Source organism: Streptomyces sp. T028 (assembly GCF_048159505.1).
In the GTDB taxonomy this organism is placed as follows: domain Bacteria; phylum Actinomycetota; class Actinomycetes; order Streptomycetales; family Streptomycetaceae; genus Streptomyces.
The window spans coordinates 1-12,371 of the sequence record NZ_JBLRVZ010000025.1 but is presented as its reverse complement, the minus strand read 5'-3'; the positions used below and the strand labels follow the sequence as shown (position 1 = coordinate 12,371).

General features: G+C 69.8%; 7 protein-coding genes. 1 reads left to right on the top strand and 6 read right to left on the bottom strand.

Annotated features, from left to right (window positions below; translation table 11 throughout):
- The first annotated feature begins 783 nt into the window (after window positions 1–783).
- On the top strand, window positions 784–1,620 hold the full coding sequence (locus ACLZN2_RS23425; RefSeq protein ID WP_416980958.1) for a pentapeptide repeat-containing protein: 837 nt from the start codon (window positions 784–786) through the stop codon (window positions 1,618–1,620).
- Window positions 1,621–1,647: 27 nt separating this feature from the next.
- Here the strand turns inward: ACLZN2_RS23425 and ACLZN2_RS23420 are convergent, their stop codons facing one another.
- The 6 genes from ACLZN2_RS23420 to ACLZN2_RS23395 all read right to left on the bottom strand — a co-directional run bounded on the left by ACLZN2_RS23420 (window position 1,648) and on the right by ACLZN2_RS23395 (window position 11,611).
- On the bottom strand, window positions 1,648–2,412 hold the full coding sequence (locus tag ACLZN2_RS23420; RefSeq protein WP_286246765.1) for a TatD family hydrolase: 765 nt from the start codon (window positions 2,410–2,412) through the stop codon (window positions 1,648–1,650).
- Window positions 2,396–3,670 carry a hypothetical protein gene (locus ACLZN2_RS23415; protein WP_416980957.1) on the bottom strand — a complete coding sequence of 425 codons (1,275 nt, stop codon included), beginning with the start codon at window positions 3,668–3,670 and terminating at the stop codon, window positions 2,396–2,398. The genes ACLZN2_RS23420 and ACLZN2_RS23415 overlap by 17 nt, the downstream gene beginning before the upstream one ends.
- Entirely contained in the window at window positions 3,667–4,506 is an 840-nt protein-coding gene (locus ACLZN2_RS23410; RefSeq protein ID WP_286246767.1) for a hypothetical protein, read from the bottom strand. Before ACLZN2_RS23410 ends, ACLZN2_RS23415 begins: the two co-directional genes overlap by 4 nt.
- Complete coding sequence (locus ACLZN2_RS23405; RefSeq protein WP_416980956.1) at window positions 4,506–6,203, bottom strand: KAP family P-loop NTPase fold protein; 1,698 nt, start codon at window positions 6,201–6,203, stop codon at window positions 4,506–4,508. Before ACLZN2_RS23405 ends, ACLZN2_RS23410 begins: the two co-directional genes overlap by 1 nt.
- 797 nt (window positions 6,204–7,000) lie before the next feature.
- Window positions 7,001–7,645 carry a hypothetical protein gene (locus ACLZN2_RS23400; RefSeq protein WP_416980955.1) on the bottom strand — a complete coding sequence of 215 codons (645 nt, stop codon included), beginning with the start codon at window positions 7,643–7,645 and terminating at the stop codon, window positions 7,001–7,003.
- 3 nt (window positions 7,646–7,648) lie between these two features.
- Entirely contained in the window at window positions 7,649–11,611 is a 3,963-nt protein-coding gene (locus ACLZN2_RS23395; protein ID WP_416980954.1) for a DnaB-like helicase C-terminal domain-containing protein, read from the bottom strand.
- Between the last annotated feature and the right edge of the window lie 760 nt (window positions 11,612–12,371).

Here is a 12,371-nt window from a genome sequence, read left to right as displayed (position 1 = left end):
CTTTGCGCTTCGCGCTGTCTGCCCGCGGTACTGCGCCGCACCGTCACGGGGCCGACGCAGTCCGCGTCGGCCATCGGCCCGGTGATGATCACGACGTCTCCGGTGGCGGCGACATCGCGCTGCCATGTGGGCTCCGACGACCGGGAGCCGTCGCAGAGGCGGCTCGTGTCCGGGAACCAGGTCATCAGTGCCTCATCGGGCAGCCGCAGCTCGGGGTGCGCCGGGGCACGGGAGTGAAGAGTGGACGTCGTGGTGAGCTGCAGTCCGCCTGCGCGTCGCACCGGGTCTCGACGGCATCGGGTATCGGTATCTCGGCCTGGCCCTGAGCGTCGCGGACCTGCAGGGTGTGGGGCTGCAGGACGAAGATCGCCATCAACGAAGTGCCCGCCCACCGCCTGCGGTTGCCTCTCGCCGATGCCCGGGAGGCGCGGCGGCAGCGGGGATGTGGTGGTAACTCATCGCGTCTCTTCCTGTCCTCTTGCCCGCTCGGGAGGCGCGGCGGCCAGGGGTCACTGGTGTTCACACCCCGGCGGTGGGAAAGTCACGAACCCGCCGTGCGGCGGCAGATCTTCCGGTAGGAGGAGCGAGCAGGCCCGGCTATCGTCAGCCTTGACGTCACGGGCGCCTCCACCGACTCGAACTCGCCAGCGCTGTAGGCCTTCTGGAGGAACTACGCCAAGGGCACCATGGAGTAGCGGCACGGGCAAGGTGGTGGCCGCCTCCTGTATCCCGTACGCCGCTTACAGTCGCCGCCGAGGGGGTGGGCGCGATAGAAACCGGGGCATGGGGTTGAAGAAGGTGTGGTCGGCCGTGATGGCTGTGCTGGGGGTGGCCGGGCTGGCGGGGGTGCTGGCCCTGATGTTCACTCCGCTGAGCTGGCGCCTGGCACGCTGGCTGGCCGGGCAGGACTGGCCGTTGATGGACGCCGCGGCCCGGTCTGCGGCGGTGGGGCAGTTCCGGCTGGCCGTGGTGCAGGCCGTTGCGGGCGTCGGTGCCGGCATCGCCCTGATCTATACCGCCCGGTCCTACCGGCTGAGCCGTCGCGGGCAGGTGACGGACCGTTTCACGAAGGCGCTGGAGCGGCTGAGTTCGGATGAGCCGTATGTGTGCATCGGAGGTGTTCTGGCACTGGAACAGATCGTCCAGGACGCCCCTGACCAGGGAAGGCATGCCGCGCGGGTGCTGAATGCATTCGTGCGCCGCCATACACAGCCTGCCGGTGCGCCGCGCGGTCTGGCGTCCGTACAGCTTCCGGGGGAACCCGACGAGATGGTTCAGGAGGCGCTGCGGGCGCTCACCGCACCTGGTTCACGGCGTCGAGGAGGTTCCTGGCCGCCGGTCGATCTCGCGGGGCGTCATCTCGCGAAGGCCCGCCTGCCGGGAGCTGACCTGCGGGGTGCTCTTCTCAGGGGGACGACGCTCAAGGGCGCCGTTCTGTGTCGGGCGCGACTCGACGGTGCGGACCTGGCGGATGCCGATCTGGTGCGAGCGGACCTGTCCGACGCGCGGGGGCTGACGGTCGAGCAGGTTCTTGCGGCCCGCGGTCTGCACGACTGTGTGCTGCCGGAGCCCGTGCGCAGTGATCCCCGGGTCGTGGAGCGTGTCAGCCGGGGTGAGTGACGCCGGTGGCTTCCGCAGGGCTGCGTGTCAGGCTTCCAGAGCCCAGTCCGCGACGTGTTCGGGAAGCCTGTCCAGGACGTGTGTACGGGTGGTCAGTTCGCGCAGGTTCTGCCAGAAGCGTCGTCTGACCTGTTCTGGTGTCATGCCGCGGAGTTCGGCGAGCCGTTGTTCGAGCCGGTCGATGTGGCCGGGGCGTGATGCGCCGGTGGTACGTCGGCTGGCCGGGAAGTCGGTCTCCGGCAGCAGACGTGTCAGGGGCAGGGAGGTCAGGATGTCGTCGGGCATGGCGGCGTTGACAGAGAAGTAGGCGCCCAGGTCGATGGCGTGTCGCCGCTCGGTGGGGCTGCCGAGGAACCAGTGCAGGATCATTCCGGGGTGCGGCTGGTCGGTCAGCAGGTCGAGGAGGGGGCCAGTGCGTCCGGTGCTGTGCAGCGACAGCAGAACGGGCTGGTCGTGAGCGGCCTCAAGGATCTGGGCGAGTACGGTGCGTTGCCGCTCGAGGTTGCCTCGGCGGTCGAGGCCGACTTCCCCGATGAGGCAGCTGTGCCGCAGGGTGGCACGGAACTGCTGCAGGTCGAAGGCGTCGAGCGCTTCGGGTACGCCGGGGTGTACGCCGGATCCCCACATCAGGCGCGCGTCACGGCGTCGGCAGGCGCGGTGTGCTTCGGCCGGGGTGCGGGTGACGGCGAAGACGACGGCTCCGTGCAGGGCGTCGATCTGCGCGGGGGTCACATCGGGTGCGATGTGGGCGTGGCAGTCGAGCGGTGGCAGTTCGTCAGGGAAGGGGGACATCGTTCAACTCCTGCAGGCCTCGTTGGCACAGGTCCACGACGGCGTCGAGGTCGGTGTCGGGGGGAAGTTCACCGACGGCGAGGATGTCGGTGTCGTCGATGCCGCGGACGATGGCCTGCCGTACGTCGTGGACGTCCTTGCGCCGGTGGTCCAGCAGCAGCTGGCGCGCGCTGCCAGTGAGGTGATCAACGAGGTAGGTGGTTGCGTCGTGGTGGGGGCCCGCGGTGAATGATCCCCTGCGGACCAGGCAGGCCAGGCACAGGCCGCAGTTGAGGGTGGGGTCCCCGCCGGAGTACCAGTTGCCATCGAGTTTGCTGCACGAGAGAGTTCCCGCCCCAGCCTGCAGCAGGGACTGGCCCGCACGGTCCAAGGCTCGCGCCAGGAGCTGTCCCTTGGTGAGGTAGGCGTAGGGGTTGGCCACCGTCACGGGGATGTCCAGGCTCGCCAGGAGCTCGTTGATTCGGGCGAACGTACCCGGGTGGGTCGAGCGGGTGGACAGGGCACCGCCCCGGGCGGCGGTCAGGGGCGGGTTGATGCTGGTGAAGCCGTTCTCGGGGACGGTCACCTGCGGGCTCGAAGCGCCGGCGGCGACTGCTGAGGCCAAGGCGGCGAACAGCAGGCTGCGGCTGCGTGAGGAGGATTCCGCGGCGGAATGGGTCTGGCAGAGCTTCACGCTGAGGTGGCGCAGCGGCTGCCGCGCACGGTCGTTGAGCCAGGCACTGGTCTGCTGCTGGGCGTGGCGGATGACGGTGCTGCCGTCGTAGTGGCTGAGGTGGATGCGCTCTGCCGTGTCCCCGAGATGGTCCGCGGCGCCGCACAGGGAGTCGAGTCCGCCGCTGAGGAGCATCACGTCGTCGGCGTCGGGCACGGGTGCCGGGCGGTGGTCGCCGGGGGCGGCGGGTACGGCGTGCAGGTGCCAGGCGTCGCCGGTGAGCCAGGACAGCAGTTCTTCGGCGAGCCGGCCGGACGCAGCGTTCCAGGGGTCGGGGGCGACGGTGTGGACGGTGAGGTCGATGGTGCGCGTGAAGGTGGTGAGGGGACGGCGGATGCTGCGGTCGGCGAGGTAGGCGGAGGCGGCGATGCGGACGAGGTCGGCGGCGGCTGCCGGTGCGGGGCCCAGGAGATCGAGGTCCCAGCCGAGTGTGCAGGTGACGGCCGGTGTGGGGCTGTGGGTGCGGGTGCGGGGCCAGTGCAGGGCGGTGGCGGAGGGCTCGTGCTGCTGTCCGTCGTGCGGCAGTACTTCGTAGGCGGTCGTCATGAGCGTCCTGCGCGCAGAATGCGCAGTGCCTCCCTCGTCACTCTCGCTGCTGTGGCGGTGAATTCCTTGACGGTCATGCGTCGCGTGTCGGGCACAGAGATGTGGCGTACTTTGCGCTGCAGCCAGGACCGCAGCCAGCCCTGTTTGCGGACAGCCTCCTCCGGGGTGAGGTTGTCGCTGGCTTTTTGGGACTGGAGCTCGACCAGGCCGAGTTCGTAGATCCATTCGGCGACGAGGCCGCGCAGGCTGTCTTCCGGGGTGGGCGGCTCGGTGGCGAGGAGGACGTCTTTGACGTGCTTGACGGTGGCTCTGCGCAGGGCCGCCTCGTCGGGGTGTCCGGCGTCGCCGAGGACGGCCTGCAGGATGCGGGAGATCTGGGTGCGCCGTGGCAGGCTGTTCAGCTCGGTGAAGTCCAGGCCGAGTTCACGCAGTTGCGCGGCATCGCCGTTGCGCAGGGCGTAAGCGCCCGCGAGGGCCGCGGCACCGCGCGAGGAACCCTTGAGTACCTGGCGCTGCGATCCGCCGCCGACACGGCCCGGGCCTGCCGCTCCCCCGGCCCCTCCTCCCCCGCCGCCGCTGCCACGGGCCGGGGCGATCAGGGCGGAGAGCGGATAGCCTCCGGCGGGCACCGTGCCGTGGTCCGCGTCGTCCTTGTTCAGCGCGTTGGCCAACGCCTGCACAACGTCGTCGAGGAGCTGCTGCTGACTGTCGGGCAGGTCTGTGGTGTCCGGGGAGTTGGCGGATCCCGTTCCGGTGGCGGGCAGGGCGTCGAAAGCGTCATGGGCCGCGCTCCACTCGGCGGAGCCGCTGCCTCCGTAGGAGCCCGAAGTGCCCATCAGGGTCCCTCCTGTTCCAGCTTGGCCGCTTCCCTCACCATCGGGTCGATGTCCGTCGCCTCTGCCAGGCGTGCCGCCAGGTCGCGCAGTTCCCCGCTGTCGCTGTCGGCGATGTCCAGGGCGGAGGCGGGAGTGAGGTTGCTGCGCATGTCCCACAGGCCGTCGGCGATGCGGCGGCGCAGATCCTCGGTGGCGTTCGCGATGTACAGGAGGGACTCCACGAGCGGCTCGCTCTGCTGTTCCCGGCGGCCGCGCTCCAGCAGGGCCTCGACGACGGCCTGCTGCTCCGTGACCGGGCGGGCCGTCACCTCTTGCTGCGCCGTGCGCCGGTGCGGCTCCGACTGGCCGGCGAGGTGGGAGACCCAGGTGACCTGCTCCTGGGTGAGGGAGGCGGCCGCGGTGAGGCTCACCAGGGAGGCGGCCAGGCTGAGATAGGGGCCGATCGGGGCCGTGGTGAGATCGGGTTCGGACGCGGCCCAGTGCCTGCTCGCCTCACTGACCTGGTCCGGTCTGTCGTCGCGTTCCCCCTTCCCCCAGGCCTGCCAGTGCGCGAGGAGTTCACTGCGGGCGGCGTCCTGGAGTTTGACGAGGGTTTCGAAGTCCTTGCCCGGGCTGTCTTCCAGCAGCATGAGCTTGACGATCACCGAGGGGTCGATGCTGATGCCCTGGCTCTCGGCGATCCGGGTCCGCAGGGCGAACGCGTTGAGGAAGCGTTTGATGCTGCGTGGGCTTCCGGACCGGTCGGCCGACAGGCCGGTGGCCAGCCGGTCGGCCAGGGCGAGCGAGGCCACGTCGGGCTGCCACGGAAGATTCTGCAGGTCCGACAGGACCGGGGACTGCCCCGCGGCACGCCGCTGCTGGGCGTGCTCGACCAGTCGTGTGTAGTGCTCCGGCGAGCACTCGTGGGCCGAGAGCAGCAGCGTGATGAAAGTGGCTGCCTCGTCGGCGCCGATCCGCGGCAGCGACAGCGGCACCTGGACGATCTTCTCCAGGTAGCGGTGGGCGAACCGCTCGCTCCGGCCCGTGGCGTCCAGGCTCGCTGCGATCGACTCGCGCACCATGTCCTGGTCCGCCGCCAGGACGAACGCGACCTTCTCCACCGACAGGAAGAGCTTGATGGCCTCCAGCGTGGCCATCACCGCGTCGGGCAAACAGCGGTCCAGGTCGTCGACGAGCACGACCAGGCGCTTGAGCTGTGTCAGGTCCTTGAGCAGACTGGCGAACTCCTTCCGGAAACCCGCCAGGCTCCTGGGATCGCTCTTCGAGCGGGGTGTGAGGGCCTCGACCAGGTCTGCGGACTGAGCGACCAGTGATCCCTTGGACAGGCTGACCGCAACGCGTGACCAGCTCACCCGTTCAAGAAGCCCATTGATCCTGTCCGGCAGGCCGTCCTGCGCCTTGTAGGCCGTCAGAAGATCCTGCAGGACTTCACCGATCACGCCGCCACGCACATCGAACTGGTCGTCGAACTCCCAGGGATCGAGACGGATCACCCGGTAACCGTCTTGCCCGTCCAGCTCCTTGTGCAAAAGTCGCAAAACCGTCGACTTCCCGCCGCCCCAGGGCGCGGCGATCCCGATCGTCACAGGGTCCAGGTACGGGATCTCGAGCGTGGTCACCACCGTGTCGACGATGGATGCGAAGCCCAGCAGGTCCACACCCGTGGGATTGTCGTCCCACAGTCTCATTTCGCTCATCACACGCCCCCCAGCCTGCTGCAGCGCTCCGCCGGCGCCACGCGCACGCGCAATCGGTGGCCGGGCCCCGGCCAAGCGGCCCACAGGCCGCCTCACGTACCGCTGACTCCTGTGCCGTCAACGCCCCAGCGCCGTCCGGGAGCGAATGTCCCTGACCACAACGCGCTACGCCCCCTCTTCGGCCGTCATACTTACCACAACAGCAGCAATGGCCACAGCAGCTGACACGCCGTGACAAACATCTGCCCTGTCGCAGGATCACTCCGTACCCTCCCAGCGCCGACGCCGGAAACTCCCTGAGCCCGGCCAGGGCTCTCACTCAGCTGGGAGGCTCAGCCGCCACCCCGAGCATCCGGGGCGCGCGCCTGCGTAGAGCACCGACCTGCCTCGTGAGACGCGGAAACTCAGCTCCGCCCGCAGCGGCAGGCCCGCGACCACCGCCATGCTGAACTTCTACGCCAAGCACGGCGGTACGACCGACGCGCGCCTGGGCACATCCGTCGAGAGCGCGCCCGCTCCACGCCGTAACACGGGCGACGGGACGACGAGGACAGAGGGCGCCCACAACCTGAAGATCAACTACGACGCGGTCACATCTGGCACCCAAGCCAAGAAACTATCTGTCTAGTTACGACATCTTCCGTCTATTCACAGCATCACAGGTGAGATGCCCAGTCAGCCTGCCATCCAGCAACGCACCTGATGAACCACAGCAGTTCAGATGCCATACCAGTCAAGATCACAACATCATCTCTGAACTCTAAGCACAGCAGGTCAGCAGCGCTCTCACGTCGTAACTACATAGAAGATCGACAGCCGACGTAGGAGACGAAGGTGTAGGCGCCCCAGTCGGAGTCGAGTTCGCTGATGATGTCGTCCCAGATCTCCTCGAGCTTCCCCTCGTCGCCGGATTCTCTGGCGTCGACCGCCTCGTCCCAGATGTAGCGCACCGCGGGCAGGGTCCGGATGGCCTGCTCACCCATGAGGTTGCGGCGTACGGCGTGTTCGTCGACCAGGGACTGGTCGATGGGGTGGATCTCCACCGCGGTGCCCCTGCCCTGGTTGTTCAGGTGCTGCTTGAAGGCGCTGGGGTTGCGCAGGACTCGCTGGGTGCGCAGGTTCCAGTACGCGGTGTCCACGAGCTCGAGGTTGGCCGCGTTGGGGTGCTGGGTGCCGGCGAACCAGTTTTTCAGGGCGCGGGGGCGAACGGTGACCCCGGCGTCGCGCAGGGCCTGGTGGCCGGCCTCGCTGTTGAGGTAGTTCAGTCGGGCCCGAAGGCCGCGGGCGGAGGTGACGGGGGACTTGATGCCGCCTTCGAGGATCATGCGGGCCAGGGCGTCTTCCATGGCGCGGCCGAGGGCTTTGCCGCCGCGGACGTTCTCGGCGGAGCGGTTGGCGCCGTACGTGCCGAAGTTGCGCCAGCCGCTGTTGTCGTACGGCATCGGTTAATTCCCCCCGAGGGTGTACAGGCGCTTCACCTTCATCTGGGTGGGCTTGCGTCCCTCTTCCCAGACTGTTTTCCAGTCGCCTCCGGCGACATGGAGTTCGTCGACGCCGGATACCTGGACCAGAATAAGGCCCGCCTGGTGGGCTTTCCATCCTCTCAGCCACAGGCTTGCGAACGCCTGGGATCGGATCGTGTGGACCCACTCGGGTCGGCGGAGTTCACGGTTCTTTCCCGATTCACCGATCGTGGAGGTGAAACGGGAGTACATGGCCTTGACGTATTCTCCCGTGACCGGGTCCCCGGTGTCGATCGCTGTTTGGCGGGCCTGCTGCAGGACGCGGCGGAATTTCTCCAGGAGAGCCTCGGATGCGCCGGAGGTCCACGATTCCAGGATCCGGGGCGGCTCACTGAGGCCGAGCTCGGAACAGCGGATCAGGAGGCGGACGGTGGCCTCGTCCAGGAGGTAGGGGCCGGGCTCGATCCGGTTGCCGATCGGGCTGGGCAGGTCGGCGTGTGGCCAGTTGAAGTGGTCGACGCGGTGGATCCCGGCCTTGCGGCGGTCGAAGCCGCCGGTGGGGTCGTGCTTGAGCGCGCCGATGGGCAGGTGCGTCTTGAACGCGGACAGGTAGGCCGCGTTGATGTCCAGACCGAACACGTCCAGCGGGTCGCGCTCCCCCTTCCTGATGGCCTCGTAGAGGGGGGCGTTGCGCCATTTCTGGCGGCCTTCCCAAACGCCGTCGGACTCACCTTGTCCGGGCTTTGAGAGGAAATCCAGAGCGGGCGGGTAAACGGTGTGGACGTAATTAGCGCCGACCCGGGTGAGTTTGAACAAGGCCATGGAGTCCGGCACGGCCTTCTTCTTCAGGGCGGCGATCGCGGCGTCGACGTCACCGTTCGCCTCACCGAGGGCCTGCTCGACGGCGTCACGGATCTTGTTGAGGAAAAAGGTGTAGTTGCGGCCACCGGTGCCCGGGGTGCCCTCGGGCGGAGGCGTGTCGTCGCTAAACGAGGCCGACGGCGCCTCCATGACCACCCCCTCCACCACCCTGCGGGCCGGATCGGCCGCCTGGACCTCCTCGACGGCACCGGGCGCGGCACCGGCGGCCTCGGCGTCCGCCATGGGCGCGGCGGCGGAAGCAGGCTCGGTGACCGCCAGCGACGCCGCCGGCGCAACCGGGACCGGCGTTACGGGTCGGGCCGGACCCGTAACACCAGCCGGTGCGGGAGCCGGGAGCGCGGACGGGGTGATCCCAGCCGCTGTCGCGGCCACACGGTAGGCGGTCAGGGCGGTGCGCAGCCGCTCGGCAGCGGGCTCCTGGGGCAGGCGCAGCCGGCGGGCTCCGAGCTCGGCGGCACGGGCCCGGGCGGCGGGCAGGAGGTGGACGTGGCCGGCGGCAAGAGCGTCACGCAGGTGGGCCAGGACGTGCTGCCCATGGACCGACAGCGCCGAACGGTGCTCGTTGCCGGTCAGGAACGGCCCGGCGGCGGCGAGGAGTTCGGCCTCCGCGATGGCAAGGTCCGGCGTCCCGGCCGGGGTGGGGCCCGCCTGAGGCGTGCCCGGGACGGGTGCCTGCTGCAGCGCGGCAGACGCCACCGGGGCCGGGACGGTGGTGGGGGCGGTTCGGCGAGTGGCGGTGAACGCGGCCAGGGCCGCACCGAGGCGTACGCCCTCCGGTGTGGACGGCACCGGAGGGCGGCGCGCGGCCAAGCCGTCCAGGATCTCGCGCAGGCCCGGCAGTTCACCCGCGCGGCCAGGGGTCGTGGAGGCCTCGCGCAGCGCGGCGAGCACGCCGTTCAGGCGGGCGGACAGCCCATGCCGGGCGCCGGAGGTGAACGGCAGCGCGGCATCGAGGAGTTCGACCTCCGCAGCCGCGAACCCCTCCCCCACGCCGGCATCGGGTGCCGCGGGCGCTTCCTGGCCTGCGGCGGCCGGCTGCAGGGCCACGCCCGGGGCGGCCCCGGCGGCCGGCGGCACCGACTCGGCCGCGGCCGGGGTGGCCGTACCGGACAGCGAGCCGGGAGCAGAGGTGTCCTCGAAGGCGGCGGACAGCACGGTGTGCACGTCGTCCGGCTCCTGGTCCCCAGCATGGGCTTCCAGAGCGGCGCGGACCGTGTCATCCGGGCCCGCAGGGGCCTGCCGGTCCTCCCCGAGCGGACGGTAACCGTGAGCGGCGGCATGCCCGCAGAAGGCCTCAAGGGCATGCTCAAGGCGCTCCACCGGCCCGGCGTGAGGAAGCGACGGGTCACGCGTGAAGGCCGCGTACACGGCGGCCTGGGAGGAGGACAGGCAGGAGCCCGTCCACTCATCGCCGGCACGCTTCGCGTCGAAGTGGTCGACCAGGCCGGGCAGCACCTCCCGCAAAGCCTCCGGCAGCTGCTCGCGCAGGCCCGGCTCGAGGTAGGGGCGCACCGCGTCGGCGAGACCGGCGGTGACCTGCTCGCCCTCCACGCCGCCGAACACGTACGCGGCCTTCACATCCCGCGGGCGCACGGGCACGTCGGCGAACCGGGCCGAGGCGAGGTCGGCGCGCAGCGGCACACTGACCAGCTCGCCGAAGTCACGTTCGGCCACAGCAACTTGGACGTCGGTGTCGGTACGGGTCAGGGTCAGCGTGAGGTACGCAGCATCCAGCGCGGCCAGGACCTCGGCATCGGTGGTGTCCAGCACGGCCACCACCGGCACGTTCCGGCTACGGGCCAGATGCGCCAGCACCCGGGCCGCCTCAGGCAGAGCCGGCCCGGACAACGGAACGAACGGATCGGCCGCCTGCTGGAAACGGTCGACGACCACCAGCGCCAGACCGTCGACGTACGGAGCAGTCTCCGCGATCAACTCCGCGGTCAGACCAGTGCCGTCGTCGACGTGCAGATCAGCCGCGGCCAGCCGGGCCTGAACCACGGCCGCAGCCTGCTGCTCGTCCGCGGTCAGATCACCGGTACGCAGCCGCCGATAGTCCAGCCCGCCCTCCGCCGCGACCACCCGCATCGCCACATCCGTCCGCGACAACCCCGACGCCGCATACAGCACCGGCAGGCCGTGGGCGAGCGCGGTATGCCGGGCAGCATGAACGGCCAGGAGCGACCCGCCTGCGTACGGCTCCGCCGCCACCACCGTCAACACCCCCACCGGCAGACTCCCCAACACCCCGTCCAGAGCCCGCAGACCGAACCCGAACCCCGACACGACCGCAGGAGCGACAGCCTCCGTCAGAGCCAGCCCGGCCACCTCCCCCAGACCATGCAACCGACGACCACCACCACCAACCACCGGAACAGGCGCGGCCGTACGCGCTGAGGCCGCCACACCGCCCGCCCCCCGGCCGACGACGGCTTCCTGAACAGCAGCAGCGACGTCGGCCGGCTCCGCCACGGCGCCCCGACCGGCCCCGACGGCAGCGTGACCCGCCTCGACGACGTCGGCACCGCCGCCGGGGACCGGCACGACGGGCATCTCTGCGGATGCGGCCGGCACCGAAGCAGCCACCGGACGGGAATCCTCGAGCCCGTCGGGGGCCGCGGCCTCGGGTCCCAGGGACATGACTGACCCCTCAGAGGGCGCAAGATGCGCGGCGTCCGTCCATGCTGCGGCCGGTGCGAGCGCGCCCTCGGCGGGAATGGCGACCGGTGTGCCGCCGGGCGGGACCAGCGCGGCATCCACCAGCACCGCAAGCGGGGTCGTACGGTCAAGGAGCACCTGCGGCACCCCCGCCGTCCCGGGCCGGCCGACCGCGTCCATCACCCGGTCACCGAGCTTCGGCCGGGCCGCCGTCCGCGCCCACGACGGCCACCCCGCAAGCCGCGCCCGCCCGGAATCGTCCAGCCGGTGCACCGGAATCAGCGCCGCCCGGTAGGTACGGTGCGTGGTCCCATCACGTTTGACCACCACCGTCACCCGGCCGTCGTCCCGCGCGGCGTCCACCAGCTCATACAGCCGGTTCCGGGCCTGGGAAACCCCCAGCACTTCCGGCACCTCAACCGACACCGACATCGGCACAGCGGCGCGCGCCTCAGCAGCACCAGCACCTCCGACGCCACCACCAGCCCCCTCCACCCCGGACCCAGCGGCGGACGCATCAAAGACACCGGAACGGGCAGACATCAGCAGCTCCAGAAACAAGCCAACCAGCCAGCGGCGGCGGTCGGGGAAATGATCAAGATGGTCCAGGGGGCAGCGCCACACACGCCACCCGCGTCACACCTGAGCCAGCAGCAAGACTCACCCTACCCAACCCGTAACACCACCCGCTACACAATCCACTGGACACGTAACAGCGAGAGTAGTCTGTAAGGGGGACGTGACGGGTGCGTACGAGAACCTGTCATGCAGGCGGAGAGGGGCCTTATCGTCACGGCGCCGCGCGGCCGAAACCATGAGTGGAACACGGCGCAACCGACTCTACGCACCGACTTTTCAACCGGTTGGCTTGCCCCGCAGGCGCCCCTACAGGCCAGCGCCCAGGCTGCCGGTATGGCAACAATCGCTGGGATTCATGGCATCGGGCAGCAGTACGGCGGTGGCTATCAACTCAGGTCAGTGTGGTACGAAGCACTGCGAGACGGGCTGGTCGCTGCCGGCCATCCCCCTAACCTCGATCTTTCGCGAGGGTCCGCCGACGGAGTCGGTGGGCCTTTTGCTTTCCGGAGCTGATGGTGGGCAGGCCAGCGGCCCGGTTGTCGCGTCGGGTGGGCGCCGGGTTCCACTGCCCGGGGCGGGTGATGTA

Coding starts and splice junctions, on each gene's coding strand:
- ACLZN2_RS23425 (WP_416980958.1), top strand. CDS start 784: ATGGGGTTGAAGAAGGTGTGGTCGGCCGTGATGGCTGTGCTGGGGGTG.
- ACLZN2_RS23420 (WP_286246765.1), bottom strand. CDS start 2,412: ATGTCCCCCTTCCCTGACGAACTGCCACCGCTCGACTGCCACGCCCAC.
- ACLZN2_RS23415 (WP_416980957.1), bottom strand. CDS start 3,670: ATGACGACCGCCTACGAAGTACTGCCGCACGACGGACAGCAGCACGAG.
- ACLZN2_RS23410 (WP_286246767.1), bottom strand. CDS start 4,506: ATGGGCACTTCGGGCTCCTACGGAGGCAGCGGCTCCGCCGAGTGGAGC.
- ACLZN2_RS23405 (WP_416980956.1), bottom strand. CDS start 6,203: ATGAGCGAAATGAGACTGTGGGACGACAATCCCACGGGTGTGGACCTG.
- ACLZN2_RS23400 (WP_416980955.1), bottom strand. CDS start 7,645: ATGCCGTACGACAACAGCGGCTGGCGCAACTTCGGCACGTACGGCGCC.